At 74.4% G+C, this 17,275-nt stretch carries 19 protein-coding genes; 6 read left to right on the top strand and 13 right to left on the bottom strand.

Annotated features, from left to right (window positions below; genetic code table 11):
• Nucleotides 1-328 precede the first annotated feature (328 nt).
• The 4 genes from ACN27C_RS23865 to ACN27C_RS23850 form a co-directional block, all read right to left on the bottom strand.
• The gene (locus tag ACN27C_RS23865) at nt 329-1,054 is read right to left on the bottom strand and encodes a hypothetical protein (RefSeq protein WP_120569828.1); all 726 of its coding nucleotides are present in this window, start codon (nt 1,052-1,054) and stop codon (nt 329-331) included.
• 210 nt (nt 1,055-1,264) lie between these two features.
• Nucleotides 1,265-2,365, bottom strand: coding sequence for a DUF3626 domain-containing protein (locus ACN27C_RS23860; RefSeq protein ID WP_422748267.1), 1,101 nt, complete (start codon nt 2,363-2,365; stop codon nt 1,265-1,267).
• A 106-nt stretch (nt 2,366-2,471) separates the two neighbouring features.
• On the bottom strand, nt 2,472-3,101 hold the full coding sequence (locus tag ACN27C_RS23855) for an MBL fold metallo-hydrolase (protein ID WP_120569826.1): 630 nt from the start codon (nt 3,099-3,101) through the stop codon (nt 2,472-2,474).
• Complete coding sequence (locus ACN27C_RS23850; protein ID WP_013286410.1) at nt 3,098-4,186, bottom strand: S-(hydroxymethyl)mycothiol dehydrogenase; 1,089 nt, start codon at nt 4,184-4,186, stop codon at nt 3,098-3,100. Before ACN27C_RS23850 ends, ACN27C_RS23855 begins: the two co-directional genes overlap by 4 nt.
• 139 nt (nt 4,187-4,325) lie before the next feature.
• On the opposite strand from ACN27C_RS23850, the gene ACN27C_RS23845 reads away from it, so the two are divergent.
• Nucleotides 4,326-4,739 (top strand): hypothetical protein, encoded by a 414-nt coding sequence (locus tag ACN27C_RS23845; protein WP_121686242.1) that lies wholly within the window; start codon nt 4,326-4,328, stop codon nt 4,737-4,739.
• A 58-nt stretch (nt 4,740-4,797) separates the two neighbouring features.
• Here the strand turns inward: ACN27C_RS23845 and ACN27C_RS23840 are convergent, their stop codons facing one another.
• The 5 genes from ACN27C_RS23840 to ACN27C_RS23820 form a co-directional block, all read right to left on the bottom strand.
• A complete protein-coding gene (locus tag ACN27C_RS23840; protein WP_121686239.1) occupies nt 4,798-6,081 on the bottom strand; it encodes an MFS transporter in 1,284 nt (427 codons plus the stop codon).
• A complete protein-coding gene (locus ACN27C_RS23835) occupies nt 6,078-6,728 on the bottom strand; it encodes a GntR family transcriptional regulator (protein WP_422748262.1) in 651 nt (216 codons plus the stop codon). The genes ACN27C_RS23840 and ACN27C_RS23835 overlap by 4 nt, the downstream gene beginning before the upstream one ends.
• A 69-nt stretch (nt 6,729-6,797) precedes the next feature.
• Nucleotides 6,798-7,637 (bottom strand): alpha/beta fold hydrolase, encoded by an 840-nt coding sequence (locus ACN27C_RS23830; protein ID WP_393158442.1) that lies wholly within the window; start codon nt 7,635-7,637, stop codon nt 6,798-6,800.
• Complete coding sequence (locus tag ACN27C_RS23825) at nt 7,634-8,602, bottom strand: SDR family NAD(P)-dependent oxidoreductase (protein ID WP_422748259.1); 969 nt, start codon at nt 8,600-8,602, stop codon at nt 7,634-7,636. The genes ACN27C_RS23830 and ACN27C_RS23825 overlap by 4 nt, the downstream gene beginning before the upstream one ends.
• Complete coding sequence (locus ACN27C_RS23820; RefSeq protein WP_422748257.1) at nt 8,595-10,100, bottom strand: flavin-containing monooxygenase; 1,506 nt, start codon at nt 10,098-10,100, stop codon at nt 8,595-8,597. The genes ACN27C_RS23825 and ACN27C_RS23820 overlap by 8 nt, the downstream gene beginning before the upstream one ends.
• Nucleotides 10,101-10,215: 115 nt before the next feature.
• On the opposite strand from ACN27C_RS23820, the gene ACN27C_RS23815 reads away from it, so the two are divergent.
• A complete protein-coding gene (locus ACN27C_RS23815) occupies nt 10,216-10,908 on the top strand; it encodes a TetR/AcrR family transcriptional regulator (RefSeq protein ID WP_120569819.1) in 693 nt (230 codons plus the stop codon).
• On the opposite strand, the gene ACN27C_RS23810 is transcribed toward ACN27C_RS23815, so the two are convergent.
• The gene (locus tag ACN27C_RS23810) at nt 10,883-11,338 is read right to left on the bottom strand and encodes a hypothetical protein (protein ID WP_422748254.1); all 456 of its coding nucleotides are present in this window, start codon (nt 11,336-11,338) and stop codon (nt 10,883-10,885) included. The genes ACN27C_RS23815 and ACN27C_RS23810 overlap by 26 nt on opposite strands.
• A complete protein-coding gene (locus ACN27C_RS23805; RefSeq protein WP_422748252.1) occupies nt 11,338-11,814 on the bottom strand; it encodes a hypothetical protein in 477 nt (158 codons plus the stop codon). Before ACN27C_RS23805 ends, ACN27C_RS23810 begins: the two co-directional genes overlap by 1 nt.
• A 44-nt stretch (nt 11,815-11,858) precedes the next feature.
• Between ACN27C_RS23805 and ACN27C_RS23800 the strand changes: the two genes are divergently transcribed.
• A complete protein-coding gene (locus ACN27C_RS23800) occupies nt 11,859-12,881 on the top strand; it encodes a helix-turn-helix transcriptional regulator (protein WP_422748250.1) in 1,023 nt (340 codons plus the stop codon).
• A 51-nt stretch (nt 12,882-12,932) separates the two neighbouring features.
• On the opposite strand, the gene ACN27C_RS23795 is transcribed toward ACN27C_RS23800, so the two are convergent.
• Nucleotides 12,933-14,411 (bottom strand): PLP-dependent aminotransferase family protein, encoded by a 1,479-nt coding sequence (locus ACN27C_RS23795; RefSeq protein ID WP_422748248.1) that lies wholly within the window; start codon nt 14,409-14,411, stop codon nt 12,933-12,935.
• A 29-nt stretch (nt 14,412-14,440) separates the two neighbouring features.
• Between ACN27C_RS23795 and ACN27C_RS23790 the strand changes: the two genes are divergently transcribed.
• Nucleotides 14,441-15,049, top strand: coding sequence for a LysE family translocator (locus tag ACN27C_RS23790; protein WP_422748246.1), 609 nt, complete (start codon nt 14,441-14,443; stop codon nt 15,047-15,049).
• A gap of 31 nt (nt 15,050-15,080) precedes the next feature.
• Nucleotides 15,081-15,788, top strand: coding sequence for a B3/4 domain-containing protein (locus ACN27C_RS23785; RefSeq protein ID WP_422748244.1), 708 nt, complete (start codon nt 15,081-15,083; stop codon nt 15,786-15,788).
• Nucleotides 15,789-15,884: 96 nt separating this feature from the next.
• Here the strand turns inward: ACN27C_RS23785 and ACN27C_RS23780 are convergent, their stop codons facing one another.
• On the bottom strand, nt 15,885-16,274 hold the full coding sequence (locus ACN27C_RS23780) for a hypothetical protein (RefSeq protein ID WP_120569812.1): 390 nt from the start codon (nt 16,272-16,274) through the stop codon (nt 15,885-15,887).
• A gap of 93 nt (nt 16,275-16,367) precedes the next feature.
• Between ACN27C_RS23780 and ACN27C_RS23775 the strand changes: the two genes are divergently transcribed.
• Entirely contained in the window at nt 16,368-17,174 is an 807-nt protein-coding gene (locus ACN27C_RS23775; protein ID WP_121682986.1) for an SDR family oxidoreductase, read from the top strand.
• Nucleotides 17,175-17,275 lie beyond the last annotated feature (101 nt).

Here is a 17,275-nt window from a genome sequence, read left to right as displayed (position 1 = left end):
TCTCGGGGGTCCGGCAGCGCGGGGCGTGCCGGGTGCATCTGCAACGACCGGCGGCCCGGGGTTGTTCCCGCCGGGGGCGCTCGGCTGGCGCCGCTCCGGTCGCGCACCGGGTTACAACGCCACCCGCCCACCCCCGATTCCGCCGACGGAGTGCCGCCCACCACAGCGCAACCGGACATCGCCCCCCACCCCGCGCCCCTCCCCCGTCGATCTTGGAGACCTGGCGCCCGGGATGTCCGTTTCACGACGTCTGCGAGGTGCCGCAACTACAAGATCGACGACAACGGCCGGCACCCCTGGAAGGGGGCCGGCCGTTGTACGGGTCGGGTTACCAGACCTGCTGGACGATGTCCGCCGCCTGCTCCTCCCACTGCGCGTACGCATACGGGTAGGCGGACACCTGGACCGTCTGCGCGGCCGTGGTCAGCGGCAGCTCGTGCCAGCCGCCGACGTTCTTCAGCGCGTTGAAGAACGCCTTGCTGGAGTACTCCGGGTCGGTGATCTGCTCGGACGTGCCCCAACCGGACGACGGGCGCTGCTGGAACAGGCCCTCCGAGTCGTGGTCGTTGTACGCGCCGAGGTGACCCAGGTTGTACAGCTTCGACTCCTGGAGCGAGGTCGCGACGCCGATCACGGCGCCTCGCTCCCCCACGCCGGTCTCCTTGGCGGCCTCGACGATGGCCTTGGCGTTGTCGAGCTGCGCGTCGTCGAGCGGGATGCGCGACTGCGCGCCCTCGACGCCGTGCGGCACGAGCTTCTCCTTGGCCGGCCGGTCGGCCCTGGTCGGCACCTTGTCCAGGCCGGTGGTCTGGCCGGGCTTCACCGACTCGGTGGAGGTCTTCTTGCCGGTGGCCAGGTCGATGGCGGCCTTGGCACCGGCGTGCGGGCCGCTGGTGACCGGCGCGGCCACGGCGACGGGGCCGACGGCCAGTCCGCCCAGTACGGCCACGCCCGCCACGCTCAGCGCGGCACGGCGGTTACGGGAGACGGCGGCGGTCTTCGCGACGGCGGTCTTCGCGATGGCGGGGAGCCATCGAGTGAAGTGCTGCTTCACGATGGTTGCCCTTTCGATCGTTACGACGCGCTCCGGGGTGAGCGCCCATCGAGGGACTACCGCCGGGTAGGTGTTTGGGTTCCGGCGGTACGGGGGACACAACGAGCCCGCAGTGTCGGTCATTCCGGAAATGCCGGGCAGGGCCGAGGCTGCGGTCCAGGTCACCCGGAATTCCGGGCAGCGGGGCCGCGGCCACCGCAGACGGGACGATCAGGCCGGAACGCCGAACCGGACCAGCACGTGCCAGAGCTGCTTGAGGTGCTGCAGCGTCACCTCGGCCGGTCCCCGGTCGGCCCAGCGCTGCGGTTCGCGTACCACCGAGGCGGCGGCGCGGCCGACGAGCGCCGCGTGCAGCGGCTCCCCCGGGCGGGCGAACTCGGCGTGCACGCGCGCGGCGAGCGGCGGGATGTCCGGGCCGCGGAACTCGGCGTCCAGGCCGTCGACCGGCAGCACGAAGCCGGGATGGAAGCGCAGCGCCAGGCCGTGCCGCCCGGCGATCCCCTCCAGGCGCCGTCCCACGTCGGTGCCGCGGAACGACGGGTCGACCACGAGCGCCTCCACGTCGCGGGCGAGGCTGATCTCGCCGTGCACCTGCGCCTCGATGTAGTCGTCCAGCGCCCGGCCGACCCGCCCGGACTCCCGTTCCCGCCGCCGCAGCAGCGTCCGCAGCAGCGTGGCGGTGTCCATGCCGGCCACGCCCAGGGCCACGCCGGTCCCGGCGGTGGCGGTCAGCAGCGCCGCGAACACCGGCTCGAAGACGTCGACGGTGCCGAACTCGGTGGGCTCGACGTGGCTGTCACCGAAGCTGAACGTGGCCCGGGCCAGCGCCTCCGGGCGCAGCCGCAGGTGGCAGGACCCGAACCGGGGGCACGCGCCGTCGGCGTGGTCGAGCAGGTTCAGGCCGCCGTACTTCGGGCGCTCCGCGGGGAGCACGCCGGGACGCTGGTACGCGCCGCCGAACATCGCCTGCTCCCAGACGTCCCGGTCGCCGCCCGGGTACGCGGTCAGGCCGCCGTTGGAGACGCCGGTCTCGAACTGGCTGCGGTAGACGCCCTCCTCGTCCAGCGCCTCGACCACGGTGCGGCCGTCGCGCAGCACCCGGTCGGGGTGGAAGTTGAGCGTCAGCCGCCCGTTCCCGGTGATCGCGGCGACGACCTCCTCGTACCGGTAGGTCGTGCCGGAGGCAGCGAGGTGGCGGGCGATGACGGCGAGCGCGGCGGAGCGGTCGCGCAGCGCGACGTCGCGGACGTGGCGCAGCGCGGCGGACTGGGCGTCGGTGAGGATGGCGACGGGCACGGGCCCGAGTATCACCGGACCGGACGTCGCGCGGCCACGCGGTTTCCGCGCCGGCGACCAGCCCGGCCCCGACGCGCGCGGGCCCGGACCGGACTGCTCCGGGCCAGGCCCGCACGAGTCCTCAGTGGCCCCGGGCGATCCACTCGTCCAGGTGCGGCGCCTCGGCCCCGATGGTGGTGTCGTCGCCGTGCCCGGTGTGCACCACCGTCTCCGGCGGCAGCGTGAGCAGCCGGGTACGGATCGACTCGACGATCGTGCCGAAGTCGCTGTACGACCGCCCGGTCGCGCCCGGTCCACCGGCGAACAGCGTGTCGCCGGTGAAGACCGCGCCCAGGTCGGGGGCGTACAGGCTGCACGCGCCGGGGCTGTGACCGGGCGTGTGCAGCACCCGCAGCGTGGTCCCGCCGACGGTGAACGTCTGCCCGTCGGTCAACTCGCCGTCCGGCGGCGTGTCCGGGTGCACCATGTCCCACAGCACCCGGTCGGCCGGGTGCAGCAGCACCGGCGCGCCGGTGGCCCGGGCCAGTTCGGGCGCGACCCGGACGTGGTCGTCGTGGGCGTGGGTGGCGATGATCGCCAGCACCCGCCGGTCACCGATAACCTCGCGGACGGCCGCCACGTCGTGCGGCGCGTCGAGGACGACGCACTCGGCGTCGTCACCGATCACCCAGACGTTGTTGTCCACGTCGAACGTCTGGCCGTCGAGCGAGAACGTGCCGGAGGTGACGGCGTGGTCGACGCGGGCGGTCACGGGAAGACCACCACCGAGCGCAGCACGTCGCCGTGGTGCATCCGGGCGAACGCCTCCTCGACCTGGTCGAGGGCGATCTCCTCGGTGACGAACGCGTCCAGGTCCAGCCGGCCCTGCCGGTACAGCTCGGTCAGCATCGGGAAGTCGCGGCTGGGCAGGCAGTCGCCGTACCAGCTGGACTTGAGCGCGCCGCCGCGGCCGAAGACGTCCAGCAGCGGCAGGTCGACGGTCATCTCCGGGGTCGGCACGCCGACCAGCACGACGGTGCCGGCCAGGTCGCGCGCGTAGAACGCCTGCTTCCACGTCTCCGGACGCCCGACCGCGTCGATCACCACGTCGGCGCCGAAGCCGCCAGTGGCCGCGCGGATGGCCTCCACCGCGTCGTCCTCGGAGGCGTTGACCGTGTGGGTGGCGCCGAACTTGCGCGCCCAGTCGAGCTTGCGGGAGTCGGTGTCCACCGCGATGATCGTGGTCGCGCCGGCCAGGGCCGCGCCGGCCACCGCCGCGTCGCCGACGCCGCCGCAGCCGATCACCGCGACCGAGTCGCCCCGGGTCACGTTGCCGGTGTTCATGGCCGCGCCGAGACCGGCCATCACGCCACAACCGAGGAGGCCGACCGCTGCCGGCCGGGCCGACGGGTCCACCTTCGTGCACTGTCCGGCGTGCACGAGCGTCTTCTCGGCGAACGCGCCGATGCCGAGCGCCGGGGTCAGCTCGGTGCCGTCGGTGAGCGTCATCTTCTGCGTCGCGTTGTGAGTGGCGAAGCAGTACCAGGGGCGGCCGCGCCGGCAGGCCCGGCACTGCCCGCAGACCGCGCGCCAGTTGAGCACCACGAAGTCGCCGGGCGCCACGTCGGTGACGCCGTCGCCGACCTGCTCCACGATGCCGGCGGCCTCGTGGCCGAGCAGGAACGGGTAGTCGTCGTTGATGCCGCCCTCGCGGTAGTGCAGGTCGGTGTGGCAGACGCCGCACGACTGGATGCGGACCACCGCCTCGCCCGGCCCCGGGTCCGGCACCACGATGGTGGTGACCTCCACGGGCGCGCCCTTGCGCCGCGACACGACTCCCCGGACTTCCTGGCTCACGGTGCCTCCTTCGTTACGTGCGTCTGCACCCAGAACCTACCGCTGATCATGACCCGCGAACCAATGAAGCCCGGCGGATTGTCCTGGTCATGACCGGGTACCCGGTGTGCCGGTTCTACCAGGTGGGACGGGAGTGATCATGAGGCTGTCGCATGCGCCGCTGCGGGTCGCCATCGGCGCGTACATCCTGAACTCGGGGCTGGGCAAGCGGGGCCTGGAGGGTGAGGCCGCCGCGGGCATGCACGGCATGGCGGCCGGCGCGATGCCGCAGCTGCGGCAGATCCCGCCGGACCGGTTCGCCGTGCTGCTGTCGCGCGGCGAGGTCGCGCTCGGCGCGGCGCTGCTCGCCCCGTTCGTGCCCTCGCTGCTGGCCGGGGCCGCGCTCACCGCGTTCGGCGCGGGCCTGGTGCAGCTCTACCTGAAGACGCCGGGCATGCGCGAGGGCACCAGCCTGCGGCCGAGCCAGGCGGGCATCGGCCTGGCCAAGGACGTGTGGCTGGTCGGGGCGGGGCTGACCCTGGTGCTCGACTCGCTGGTCCGGCACGGGCGCTGATCCGCCCGGAGCCGAAGCCGCGCCGGGCCGCCCGCACATCGCCGGGCCGCCCGCGTACTCAGGCGGGTGCCGCGACCGTCGCGGCGGCCCGCTCGTCGGCGAGCCGGCGACGCGCGGCGTTGCGGTAGCGCAGCACCTGCGCCGCGCCGAGCGCCCAGAGCAGGAACTGGACGGCGAACGCCCACCGGAACGCGGCCAGCGGCGGCGCGTCGTGCCCGGCGGGGGTGGCCAGGTCGAGCACCACGCCGACGGCCAGGATCAGCACGATCGAGGCGGCGAAACCGCCGACGTTGACGATGCCGGTGGCGCTGCCGATGCGGTGCACCGGGTTGAACGAGCGGGCGTAGTCGAACCCGATCATCGACCCGGGACCGTTCACCGCGAGCACAACCACGAGCGCCACCAGCAGCGCGTGCGGAGCCCGGCCGGGCCAGGCGAGCACCACCGCCCACATCCCGGCGGTGGCGGCGGTGATCGCGAAGACCAGCACCGAGCGGTGGAACGGGTAGCGGGCGCACAGGTACGCGAGCAACGGCCCGCACACGAGCGTCACCATCGTCATCACGGTGAGCAGCCCGGCCGCCGCGGTGGGCGAGAAGCCCTGTCCCTGCACCAGAAACGGGTAGCCCCACAGCAGCGCGAACACGGAGCCGGAGAACTGGGTGACGAAGTGCGTCCACAGGCCCAGCCGGGTGCCCGGCTGGGCCCACGCCTCGGCGAGCCGGCGGCGCACGGTGGCCAGGTCGGGCGCGAGCGTGGTGGCGTGCTCGGCGTGCGGGGTGTCACGGACCGCGACGAGCACCAGCAGCACCACTGTCGCGCCGAGCGCCGCGGCGGTCAGGAACGCCGGCGTCCAGCCCGCGCGGTGCAGCAGCAGCACCAGGGGTACGGCGCCGAGCACCGCGCCGAGCTGGCCGACGGTGCCGGTGAGCTGCACCAGCAGCGGATTGCGCCGGCCGGGGAACCAGAACGCGACGATGCGCAGCACGCTGATGAACGTCATCGCGTCACCGAGGCCGACGAGCACCCGGGCGGCGACCGCGAGCGGCACGTCCCCGGCGACGGCGAACATGACCTGCCCGGCCACCATCAGCGCGCCGCCGGCCAGCAGCAGCCGGCGCGAGCCGTAGCGGTCCAGCAGCACCCCGACCGGGACCTGCATGACGGCGTAGACGGCGAGCTGGGCGACGGAGAACGTGGCGAGCGCGGCGGCGTTGATGTGGAAGCGGTCCGCCGCGTCGACCCCGGTGACGCCGAGCGAGCTGCGGTGGAACACGGCGGTCAGGTACGCGGTCAGCGCCACCGCGTACACCAGGGCGGCGGGCCGGCGAGCCGCGCTCACCGCAGCGTTCCGAGCATCCGCGCGGCGGTGTCGATGTGCGCGGCGACCGCGTCGTGCCACGCCTGCGGGTCGTCGCCGTCGAGCGCGGCGAGCTGCCCGGCGTGCTCGGTGAGGGCGACCTCGGCCCAGCCGGGCGAGAGCCGGAAGCTCGCCTCGCCCATGCGCAGCTGCCGGTCGCGCAGCCGGTGGTACAGCTCGGCCAGGATCTCGTTGCCGGCCGCCTCGACCACGGCGGCGTGGAACGAGCGGTCGGCGGCCATCAAGGCGGTGAGGTCACCGGCGGCGTGCGCGCGGCGCATCTCGTCCAGCCGGCGGGCCAGGTCGGCGCGCAGCTCGGCGCGGCGCGGCCAGACCCGGTCGGCGGCGTGCAGCTCGACCAGGCGGCGGGCCTCGATGACGTCGGCGATCTCCCGGGCCGACACCGGCCGGATCAGCGCGCCGCGCTTCGGGTAGAGCCTGACCAGCCCTTCGGTCTCCAGACGCAGCAGCGCCTCCCGGACCGGGGTGCGGGACACGCCCGTCGCCTCGGCGATCTCGCCCTCGCTGACGAGCTGGCCGCCCGGGTAGACCTGTTCCAGGATGGCCTGCTTGAGGTGCCGGTACGCCCGCTCGGCGGCGGACAGCACGACCCGGCTGGGATGCGTCATGTATCTAAGCTTGCTCCCCGGGCCGTCCGGCCGGTCCGGCGCGGGCCGGGACAGTGGCGAAGGCCACGGTCAGGCCCACAGCTTGCGCAGCAGCGCCTCCACCTCGGCGGTCCGCTCGATCTGCGGCATGTGCCCGGTGTCGCGGAACAGGTGGCTGCGCGCGTTCGGCAGCCGCGTGCGGGCGTACGCCAGATGCGCGGCGGGCAGGACCAGGTCGCGCTCGCCCCAGACGAGCAGCGTGGGCAGGTCGAGCGCGGCCACCGCGTCGAGCAGGTCGGCGCGCCACTGCGGGCGTACGCCGCGCCAGGTGCCCAGGTCGCGGACCAGCTCCAGCATCACCCGGGCGGCGTGCGGCTGACCGGCCGCGGCCAGCGCGGTGGCGATCCGCTCGTCGGTGACGTACGCCGGGTCGTGGAAGATCGCCCGCTCGGTGCGCCGGGCGATCCTCGGGTGCGGGCGCAGCAGCAGCCGGGCCAGCGGGCGTACCGCCAGCAGCCGCAGCGCCACTGTCACCTCGCGGCCGAAGCCGGCGCTGTTGAGCAGCGCCAGGCTGGCGACGCGCCGCGGCGCGTCGGCGGCCAGGCGCATGGCCACCGCCCCGCCGAGGGAGTTGCCGACCAGGTGCGCCGGGCCGGTCACCCCGGCCGCGTCCAGGAAGCGGGCCACCGCGGCGGCCAGGGCCGGGAGCGTGTGCGGCCCGTCCAGCGGCGCGGAGCCGCCGTGCCCCGGCAGGTCCACCGCGAGCACCAGGTGGTCGCGGGCCAGCGCGGTGTGCAGGGCGGTGAAGTCGTCGAGGGTACGGCCGATGCCGTGCAGCAGCACCACGGGCGGCCCGTCGCCGCTGATCCGGCAGCGGGTACGCCGTCCGTCGACGGTGCGCTCGTCGGCCGGGGGCAGGACGAGCGTCACGCCCGGCGTCCGGGTTCTGCCGCGGCCTCCTCGCCGGACCGGGGAGGCGGAACCGGCACTGTGGCGTCGGTCGCGACGGTGGGTGCCTCGGCGGGCGGGACGGCGGGCGGAGCTGTGGGCGCGGCACCGGGCCGGGCCGGGGGCTGGCGCATGCCCAGGGCCAGCACCCTGCCGTAACCGGCCGGGGCGACGCGGGCGAGCAGGTCGGGCAGTTTCGCCGACCAGCCGATCAGCACCCGGCCGCGGCGTCGCTGCACGCCGCGCAGGATCACCTCGGCGGCGGTCGCCGGGTCGATGGTGAGCAGCTTCTCGAACTGCTTGCGCCCAGCCTCGTACTCGTCGAGGGCCACGCCGCTGCCGACGCGGGCGCTGGCAGCGATCCGGGTGCGGATGCCGCCCGGGTGCACCGAGGTGACGCCGATGCCGTCGTCGACGAGTTCGTGGCGCAGCGCCTCGGTGAAGCCGCGCACGGCGAACTTGCTCGCCGAGTACGCGGCCTGCCCGGCGGGCGCGATCAGCCCGAACAGGCTGGACACGTTCACCAGGTGGGCGCCGGGCTCGGCCTTGAGCGCGGGCAGCAGCGCATGGGTCAGGCGGACCACCGCCCGGAAGTTGATCTCGATGACCCAGAGGAACTCCTCCAGGGTGACCTGGTCGAAGCGCCCGCCCAGCGCCACGCCGGCGTTGTTGATCAGCAGCCGGATCCGGGGGTGCGCGCGGTGGATCTCGGCGGCGACCCGGTCGGTGGCGTCGGCGTCGGCCAGGTCCACCACGTGGGTCTGGACCCGCCGGTCCGGGTACGCGGCCCGGATCGCGGCCACGGTGGCGGCCAGGCCGTCGGCGTCCCGGTCGAGCAGCACCAGGTCGGCGCCGCGCCGGGCCAGCCCGTGGGCCAGCGCCGCGCCGATGCCGCTCGCGGCGCCGGTGAGCACCGCCGTGCCGCCGGGGAAGACGAGGTCACGCATCGGTTCCTCCGGAGCTGGTCGTGGCGGCCGGGGCGGTGGCGGGCGCGCCGGCGCGGGTGAACCGGACGCCGTCGGTGAGCGGGCCGTGCCGCATCAGGCGTACGTCGCGGGGATAGTTCTGGTGCAGCCGCCACGGCGCCTGCGGCCCCTGCTTGGGCAGCTGGTCGACGGCGCGCAGCACGTACCCGGACTGGAGGTCGATGATCGGCACCAGGTCGTCGGTGTCCGGGGCGAGCGGCGTGACGATCTGCCGGCCGGTGTCGTCGAGGTGGCGCAGCAGCCGGCAGACGTACGTGGCGACGAGGTCGGCCTTGAGCGTCCAGGAGGCGTTCGTGTAGCCGATGGTCATGGCGAAGTTCGGCACGCCGGAGAGCATCATGCCCTTGTAGGCCACAGTCGAGGCGAGGTCGACCTCGGCGCCGTCGACACTCAGGGTCATGCCGCCGAGCGCGAGCAGGTTGAGGCCGGTGGCGGTGACCACGACGTCGGCGGGCAGCTCCTCGCCGGAGGCGAGCCGGGTGCCCCGCTCGGTGAACGTGTCGATGGTGTCGGTCACCACCGAGGCGCGGCCGGCGCTCAGCGCGGCGAACAGGTCCCCGTCCGGCACCACGCACAGCCGCTGGTCCCAGGGGTTGTAGCGGGGCGAGAAGTGCCTGTCGACGTCGTACCCGGACGGCAGGCGGCCCTTCGCGGCGCGGCGCAGGAACCGCTTCACCACGCCGGGGGCGCGGCGGCTGAGCTGGAAGTTGGCCACGCCGAGCGTGACGTTCTTCCAGCGGGCCACCGCGTACGCGGCCTTCGGGGGCAGCCAGCGCCGCGCGGCGTCGGCGAACGGGTCGCGCGAGGGCAGCGCGATGACGTACGTGGGTGAGCGCTGGAGCATGGTGACGTGGGCGGCCCGCTCGGCCATGGCCGGGACCAGGGTGACGGCTGTGGCGCCGCTGCCGATCACCACGACCCGCTTGCCGGTGTAGTCCAGGTGCTCGGGCCAGTGCTGCGGGTGCACGAGCGTGCCGGCGTACTTCTCGACGCCGGGGAACCGCGGCGTGTAGCCCTCGTCGTAGCGGTAGTAGCCGGAGTTGGTGAACAGGAACCCGCAGGTGAGGGTGACGTCCTCGCCGGTGTCGTCGCGGTGGGCGTGCACGGTCCAGCGCGCGGTGGCGCTGTCCCACTCGGCGCGTACCGCCCGGTGGTGGAAGCGGATGTGCCGCTCCACGTCGTACTCGCGGGCGGTCTGGCGCACGTACGCCCGGATGGAGTCGCCGTCGGCGATGGCCTTCGGGTCGGTCCACGGCTTGAACGAGTAGCCGAGGGTGTACATGTCGGAGTCGGAGCGGATGCCCGGGTAGCGGAACAGGTCCCAGGTGCCGCCGATGGCGCCCCGGGCCTCCAGCACCGCGTAGGTCTTGCCGGGGCATTCGCGTCCGAGGTGGACGGCGGCGCCGATGCCGGACAGGCCGGCCCCGACGATGAGGACGTCGACGTGGTCTGCGGCCATCGCTTCTCCCGTTCGCACCGGCGGTGGACCGGACACTATCCATCGCCGTCGACCGCAGTCAACACCGTGTCGAGTCGAATCGACACGGTGTCGAGCGGGTGTAGCATCAGCCGACATGACGACCGCCCGTACGCCGACCGGCGCCGCGCCGACGCGCGGGCGGCGGGCCGGCCGGTCCACCGGCGACGAGCGGGAGACCGCGATCCTGGCCACGGCCGAGCGGTTGCTGACCCAGCGCCCGTTCGCCGACATCTCCATCGACGACCTGGCCCGCGGCGCCGGGATCTCCCGGCCCACGTTCTACTTCTACTTCCCGTCCAAGAACGCGGTGCTGCTCACGCTGCTCGACCGCGTCACCGAGGAGGCCGACGCCGCCGCCGGGGGCGTGTTCGAGCGGCTCGCCGAGGATCCGCGCGCCCACTGGCGTGAGCTGATCGCCCGGTTCCACGCCACGTTCGGCGGGCACCGCGACGTGGTGCTGGCCTGCGCCCAGGTGCGCGGCACCAACGCCGAGGTGCGGCGGCTCTGGGCCGAGGTGCTGGAACGCTGGGTCCGCGCGGTGCAGGCCGCGATCGAGGCCGAACGCGCCCGCGGCGCGGCCCCGGACGGGCTGCCCGCCCGGGACCTCGCCATCGCGCTGAACTCGATGAACGAACGCGTCTGGTACGCCACGTTCGCCGGGGACGGCCCGGCGGTGGCCGAGCGGGACGTGGTCGACGTGCTGCTCGACGTGTGGCTGACCGCGATCTACCGGACCACCACGCCGCCGGTCACGCCGCCGCTCACGCCGTCCGGCGGAACTGCATGACCCAGTTGGTCTCCCAGGTGCGCTCGCCGTCGGTGGAGAACGCCTGTTCCCACCGGCAGGAGACCGGGGTGATCGCCGACCAGAGGAACCGGCAGCGCACCGGCCGCCCCTCGTCGGTGTCGTCGGCGTGGAACTCACCGACGCCGTCGGTGAACCGGCCCACCACCGGCGGCTGCTCCAGCACGCCCCGCGCGCTGTGCATCCAGTAGATCGACCACAGCCCGGTCGCCGGGTTCAGGACGCGCACCGAGGAGCCGGCGAAACCCCGGCTCGGGCAGCGCATCTCGTCGAAGCTGCCCGCGCCGTCGAAGAACGAGGGCGCCTCGCTGACGCCGGCGAACTCGTCCCAGTCGTCGCCGCCGACGTGGCGCTGCCGCAGGCGCCGGTTGGTCACGTCCCAGGTGCCGACGAGGAAGTCGAAGTCGCCCATCAGAGCCCCACCGGCCCTTCGGCCCGGGTGTCGGCCAGGTAGCCGGCCAGGTCCGGCCGGTCCGGCGCGAGCACGTGCCGGATCCAGGCGGCGCGCTCGTGTTCCAGCACGCCCAGTTCCCAGACGCATCCGACGCCGGGCCGGGTCAGGTCGACGAAGTGCGCCGGGTCGTCGTCCGGGCAGTCCAGCGCGGGCTGCCCGGCGATCGCGATGCGGCACTCGACCACGTTGTCGAAGAACCAGCTGTACGCCAGCAGGTACGCCCCGGTGTCCGCGCCCCGGTGCAGCACCACCCAGCTCGCCGGCGGGGTGGCGCCGTCCGGGCCGGGCAGCAGCTTCGGAAGGTACGCGTACGCGGCGTCGACCACCCGCGGTTCGAGGCGGCGGTCCGGCTGGTCGATGTGGTAGCGCTTGACGTGCCGGCCGCCGGCCTCGACGGTCCCCGGCACGGTCAGCTCCTTGTCGTGAAAAGCCATGCGGGCACGTTAGGACCGCTTCCCTGACAGCTAGTGTCAGTGGAATGCGGGCCAGTCGACTCCTGTCCATCCTGCTGCTCCTCCAGGCGCACGGCCGGCTCACCGCCGCCGACCTGGCCGACCGCCTCCAGGTGTCGGCGCGCACCGTCTACCGGGACGTGGAGGCGCTGCACGCCGCCGGCATTCCGCTGTACGGCGAGGCCGGACACGACGGCGGCTACCGGCTCGTGGAGGGCTGGCGGACCCGGCTGACCGGGCTGACCGCGGAGGAGGCCGACCGGCTGCTCTTCGCCGGGCTCCCCGGACCGGCCGCCGAGCTGGGCTACCAGTCGGTCGTCGCCGCCGTGCAGCTCAAGCTGCGGGCCGCGCTGCCCGCGCCGCTGGCCGGCCGGGCGGCCCGGCTGGAGCAGCGGTTCCACCTGGACACGCCGGGCTGGTACTCCGACGGCGATCCGTCGCCGCACCTGGCCGAGGCCGCCGAGGCGGTGTGGCGGCAGCACCGGGTCCGGGTGCGCTACCGGGGCTGGCGGGGCGAGACGACCCGGGTCCTCGAACCGTACGGGCTGGTGCTCAAGGGCGGACGCTGGTATCTGGTCGCCACCCGGCCGGACCGCGCCGACCCGGCCACCTACCGGGTCAGCCAGATCCTCGACCTGACCCCGCTGGACGAGCCGTTCGAGCGGCCGGAGTTCGACCTGCCGGCCTGGTGGCGCGCGCACGTGGTGGAGTTCCGGGCCGGTCTGCACCGCGACGAGGCGCGCATCCGGCTGTCGCCGCGCGGGTTCGCCCGGCTGCGCGAGGTCGGCAGCGACGTGGTGGTGGCCGCCGCCGAGGCGAGCGCCGGCCCGCCCGACGTCGCCGGCTGGGTGCACGCGGTCATCCCGATCGAGTCGCTCACCCACGCCCACGGCGACCTGCTCCGGCTCGGCGCCGAGGTGGAGGTCCTCTCCCCCGCCCCGCTGCGCGCCCGCCTGGCCGAGACCGCCACCGCCCTGGCCGCCCTCTACCCCCCGCTCCCGCCCCTACCCCTGCTCCCGCCCCTACCCACCCCGCCTCTCCCCGGTTGATCAAGGAGTTTGTGTCCTTCGGGGAGATCGACTCGGACACGAACTCCTTGATCAGCCGGGCAGGGCTCGGTGTGCGTCGGCCACCGTCGCGAGGGCTCGGTCGATCTCGGACGGTGGGGTGGCCGCGTACCCGAGGACCAGGCCGGGTGGCTGCGGGCACTGACCGTGCCAGGACAGCGGATGGACCTTGACGCCCCGGCGCAGCGCCGCCGCCGCGAGCGCCCGGTCGTCGACGTCGCCGGGCAGCGTGACCATCAGGTGCAGCCCGGCCGCCGCACCGTGCACCACCGCCCCGGGCAGGTACGCGCGGACCGCCCGGATCATCGCGTCCCGGCGGCGTACGTGCCGGTGGCGCAGCAGCCGCAGGTGCCGTTCCAGCGCGCCGGACTCCATCAGCTCGGCCAGCACGAGCTGCGGCAACGCCGCGTTGCCGAGGTCGGCCGCCCGCTTCGCGGCCACCACGTCGGCGTGCAGCGCGGGCGGCACCAGCATCCAGCCGATCCGCAGCGCCGGTGCGAGCAGCTTGGAGATGCTGCCGACGTAGCAGACCCGATCCGGCGCCATCGCACGCAGCGCCGGCACCGGCGGACGGTCGTAGCGGTGCTCGGCGTCGTAGTCGTCCTCCACCACCAGGCCGCCGTCGCGTGCCCACCGCAGCAGCCGCCGGCGCCGATCGCCGTCGAGCACCACACCGGTCGGGAACTGGTGCGCCGGGGTGAGCAGCACGGCCGGCGCGCCGCAGCGCTCCAGCTCGCCGACGCACAGTCCCCGGTCGTCCACCGGCACCGGCGGTGTCGCCAGCCCGGAGTAGACCAGGTGCTGCCGCACGCCGAGGGAGCCGGGATCCTCCACCGCCACGGTGTGCGTACCCCGGTCGTGCAGCACCCGCGCGAGCAGGCCGAGCGCCTGGGACACCCCAGCCACGATCACCACCTCGGCCGGGTCCGCGCGGACGCCCCGGTTGCGGGCCAGCCAGTTCGCGACCGCCAGTCGCAGCGCGGGCGTGCCGGTCGGGTCGCCGTAGCCGAGCGCGGCGGGCGTCATCCGGTGCAGCACGGCCCGCTCGGCCCGCAGCCAGGCCGCGCGGGGAAAGGCCGCCAGATCGGGTACGCCGGGAGTCAGGTCCACCTGCGCGGGTACGGCGCGCAACTCGTCGAAGGCGTCGAAGCCGGGCCGGGTGGCGAACACGTCCGGTGCTCGCCTCGGCTCGGGTGGCCGGGTGACCACGGCGGCCGGCGTGGCGACCACCACCGTTCCGGCCCGGCCGCGTCCCGCCACCTGCCCGTCCTCGGCCAGCCGCTGGTACGCCTCGGTCACCACGCCACGGGAGACGCCCAGCTCGGCGGCGAGCACCCGGCTGGCCGGCAGGCGGGTGCCCACCGGCGCCCGGCCGTCGGCGATCGCGGACCGCAGCCGGGCGGCCAGCCAGTCCGCGCGGCCACCGGGTGGCGCCTCGCCGACGTCGAGCTGGAGGAAGTCCGCACCGGCCGCTTTGGACTCCTCAGGAACGACGACTTTGGCCCTGTCCATCGGACCATTATGGTCACAGGCTGGACCGCATGACAGTCGCCTTCCTGCTGACCTCGCTCGTCGTCGCGATCACTCCGGGCTCCGGGGTGATGCACACGCTCGCCACCGCCGTGACCGGCGGACGCCGGGCCGGCCTGGCCGCTGCAGCCGGCGGCACGCTCAGCCTCGTCCCGCACGTGATCGCCGCGGTGACCGGCCTGGCCGCCCTGCTGCGTGCCGGCACCCCGGCGTTCCGCGTGGTGACCTGGCTGGGTGTGGCGTACCTGCTCTGGATGGCCTGGTCGGCGCTGCGCGACCGGGGCACGTTCGCCCTCGACGGTGACCGGCCTCCGCGTCCGGCGGCGGCCGTGTTCCGGGACGGGGTCCTGCTGAACCTGCTGAACCCGAAGGTGACGGTGTTCTTCGTGGCGTTCCTGCCGCAGTTCGTACCCCCGGACGCACCCGCCGCCACAGCGCGCATGCTCGCCTGCGGCCTGGTGTTCATGGCCGTCACGCTGCTGGTGTTCGCCGGGTACGCGCTCCTGGCCGGCGCGTTGCGCCGCCGCGTGCTGTCCCGGCCCCGGCTGACCGGGCTGCTGCGGCACGCCTTCGCCGGCAGCTTCCTCGTCCTGGGCCTCGGCCTCGCGTTCACCGCCTGACCCGCCCTCACCGCTCAGAAGGAGACTTCCCGTGCGTTTCCGCCACTCCCCCGAGATCTGGTCGGCCTTCCCCGAACTGACCTGCGGCGTCCTGCACGCCACGGGCGTCACGCCCGACGTCGACGTGACGCCGCGGCCGGCCGGGTATCTGGGCACCGCCCGGGACCGGCTCGCCGCCGGGCCGGAGGGTGGCTTCCCGGAGATCCAGGCGTGGCGTCGCGCGTTCACCCGGATGGGCTGCCCGCCGACCCGCTACCGCTGCGCGGCCGAGTCGCTGCTGCGCCGGTTGCGGCGGGACGGGGACCTGCCCCGGCTGCATCCGCTCGTGGACCTCGGCAACGCGCTGTCCACCCGGTACGCGGTGCCGGTCGCCGTGCTCGACCTGGCCCGGATCGACGGCGACCTGACCGTGCGCCCGGCCGACGGCACGGAGCACTACCTGGGGCTCGGCGGGGAGAGCGAACACCCCGCGCCAGGCGAGGTGATCTTCGCCGACCAGGGTGGAAACGCGCACGCCCGGCGCTGGTGCCACCGGCAGAGCGACGCGTCGGCGGTACGAGACGACACCACCGACGTGCTCGTGGTGATCGAGGCGATGCACGAGGGCGCGGCGCCGGCCGTACACCGGATGCTGGACGAACTGGCGGCGGCGCTGGACGAACTGTGGCGCGTGCCGTCGCGGACGGCGCTGCTCACCGCGGCGGCGCCGGAGTTCGCCGTGCCGGTCCGGACGGGCTGACCCCGCCGGCGTGGTGGCTGCCGGTCGCGCGGCGTGGTCGCCGACGCGCACGTTTCGGGCGCACGGCGACGGCGCTGGTAGCCGACCGCCTCGTGGTCAGGCGTCGGGGTCGGTGCGGTCGCGCGCCATCAGCTCGTCGAACTCGGCCGGGGTGATCTCGCCGATGCGCAGCCGGCGGGCGTTGGCGGCGAACCGGGCGATCGCCGCGCCGCGCGGGTCCGGCTCGGTGAGCAGGCCGGCGTCGGCGGTCAGAGCGCTCGCGGCACCCGCCACGTCGTGCGGATCGGCCAGGTCGACCGGCTCGCCGTGCAACTCCCGCAGGGCGTCGGCGAGTCGCGCGTCGGCGGCGTCGCCGGTGCCCCACCAGCGCCGGGCCAGGTCGACGGTGCGGCCGAGCGAATCCTCCCCCACCCGTTCGGCGCCTATCTCGGCACGCATCATGCGCAGGAAGCGGAATGTCACGGCATCGGAGTCATCGGCGATCACGCCCGTACCCTAGCGAGCGGGTCCGACGACACCGCCGGGCGAGCCGGGGTCGTCCGGCCGGTTGAGGTCACCGCCCGCGGGTAGTGCGCGGACATGCCCGAACGATACGAGGACTACGACCGCGTCGCGATCGTCACCGGCGCCGACTCCGGCATCGGCAAGGCGTGCGCGGTGGCGCTCGCCGAAGCCGGTTACGACATCGGCATCACCTGGTACGGCGACGCGGTGGGCGCCGACCGCACCGCCACCGAGGTACGTGCCACCGGCCGCCGCTGCGAGACCGCCGAGTTGGACCTGACCCGGCTCCCCGAAGCGGCGGCGGTGGTCGACGAACTGGCCGACCGGCTCGGCGGCCTGGGCGTGCTCGTCAACAACGCCGGCACCGGCCTGTCCGAGCCCTTCGTGGACGTGAGCTGGGAGAAGTGGCGGGAGGTGCTGGCGGTGGACCTGGACGGGCCGTTCCTGTGCTCGCAGCGGGCCGCCCGGCGGATGCGCGCGGCCGGGCGAGGCGGCCGGATCATCAGCATCACCAGCGTGCACGAGCACGCGCCCCGGGTCGGCTCGTCGGCGTACTGCGCAGCCAAGGGCGGCCTCGGCCTGCTCACCAAGGTGATGGCGCAGGAACTGGCCGCCGACGGGATCACCGTCAACGCGGTCGCCCCGGGTGAGATCGCCACGCCGATGACCGGGCAGGAGGACGTCGACCCGTTCACGCAGGAGCGTCCCGGTGTGCCGGTGGGACGGCCCGGTGACGCCCGCGAGGTGGCGGCGGTGGTGGCGATGCTCGCCTCACCGGCTGCGGCGTACGTGACGGGAGCGTCGTGGGCGGTCGACGGGGGGATGCTGTTGATGGGTCCGCAGGCTTCTGTTCTTTCCTCCCACTCGTGGCGTTCTGCCTAGTCCTGTGGTCGCGGTTGAGGGCCGGGGGCGACCGTGCCCGGCTCCGGGCGGTCAGGCTTGATCCCTGCGCCGGGCACGGTCGCCCCCGGCCCCGTCGTGGG

Source organism: Micromonospora sp. WMMD1219, from assembly GCF_049315215.1.
GTDB classification, from domain to species: Bacteria; Actinomycetota; Actinomycetes; order Mycobacteriales; family Micromonosporaceae; genus Micromonospora; species Micromonospora tulbaghiae.
Note: the sequence above shows the minus strand (reverse complement) of the source record. Positions and strands in the feature narration are given on the sequence as shown.

Bases quoted from the DNA above. Each gene is read 5' to 3' on its own strand.
- ACN27C_RS23795 (WP_422748248.1), bottom strand. From the start codon at position 14,411: ATGGACAGGGCCAAAGTCGTCGTTCCTGAGGAGTCCAAAGCGGCCGGT.
- ACN27C_RS23820 (WP_422748257.1), bottom strand. From the start codon at position 10,100: ATGGCCGCAGACCACGTCGACGTCCTCATCGTCGGGGCCGGCCTGTCC.
- ACN27C_RS23800 (WP_422748250.1), top strand. From the start codon at position 11,859: ATGCGGGCCAGTCGACTCCTGTCCATCCTGCTGCTCCTCCAGGCGCAC.
- ACN27C_RS23835 (WP_422748262.1), bottom strand. From the start codon at position 6,728: ATGACGCATCCCAGCCGGGTCGTGCTGTCCGCCGCCGAGCGGGCGTAC.
- ACN27C_RS23815 (WP_120569819.1), top strand. From the start codon at position 10,216: ATGACGACCGCCCGTACGCCGACCGGCGCCGCGCCGACGCGCGGGCGG.
- ACN27C_RS23845 (WP_121686242.1), top strand. From the start codon at position 4,326: ATGAGGCTGTCGCATGCGCCGCTGCGGGTCGCCATCGGCGCGTACATC.
- ACN27C_RS23810 (WP_422748254.1), bottom strand. From the start codon at position 11,338: ATGGGCGACTTCGACTTCCTCGTCGGCACCTGGGACGTGACCAACCGG.
- ACN27C_RS23790 (WP_422748246.1), top strand. From the start codon at position 14,441: ATGACAGTCGCCTTCCTGCTGACCTCGCTCGTCGTCGCGATCACTCCG.
- ACN27C_RS23825 (WP_422748259.1), bottom strand. From the start codon at position 8,602: ATGCGTGACCTCGTCTTCCCCGGCGGCACGGCGGTGCTCACCGGCGCC.
- ACN27C_RS23805 (WP_422748252.1), bottom strand. From the start codon at position 11,814: ATGGCTTTTCACGACAAGGAGCTGACCGTGCCGGGGACCGTCGAGGCC.
- ACN27C_RS23775 (WP_121682986.1), top strand. From the start codon at position 16,368: ATGCCCGAACGATACGAGGACTACGACCGCGTCGCGATCGTCACCGGC.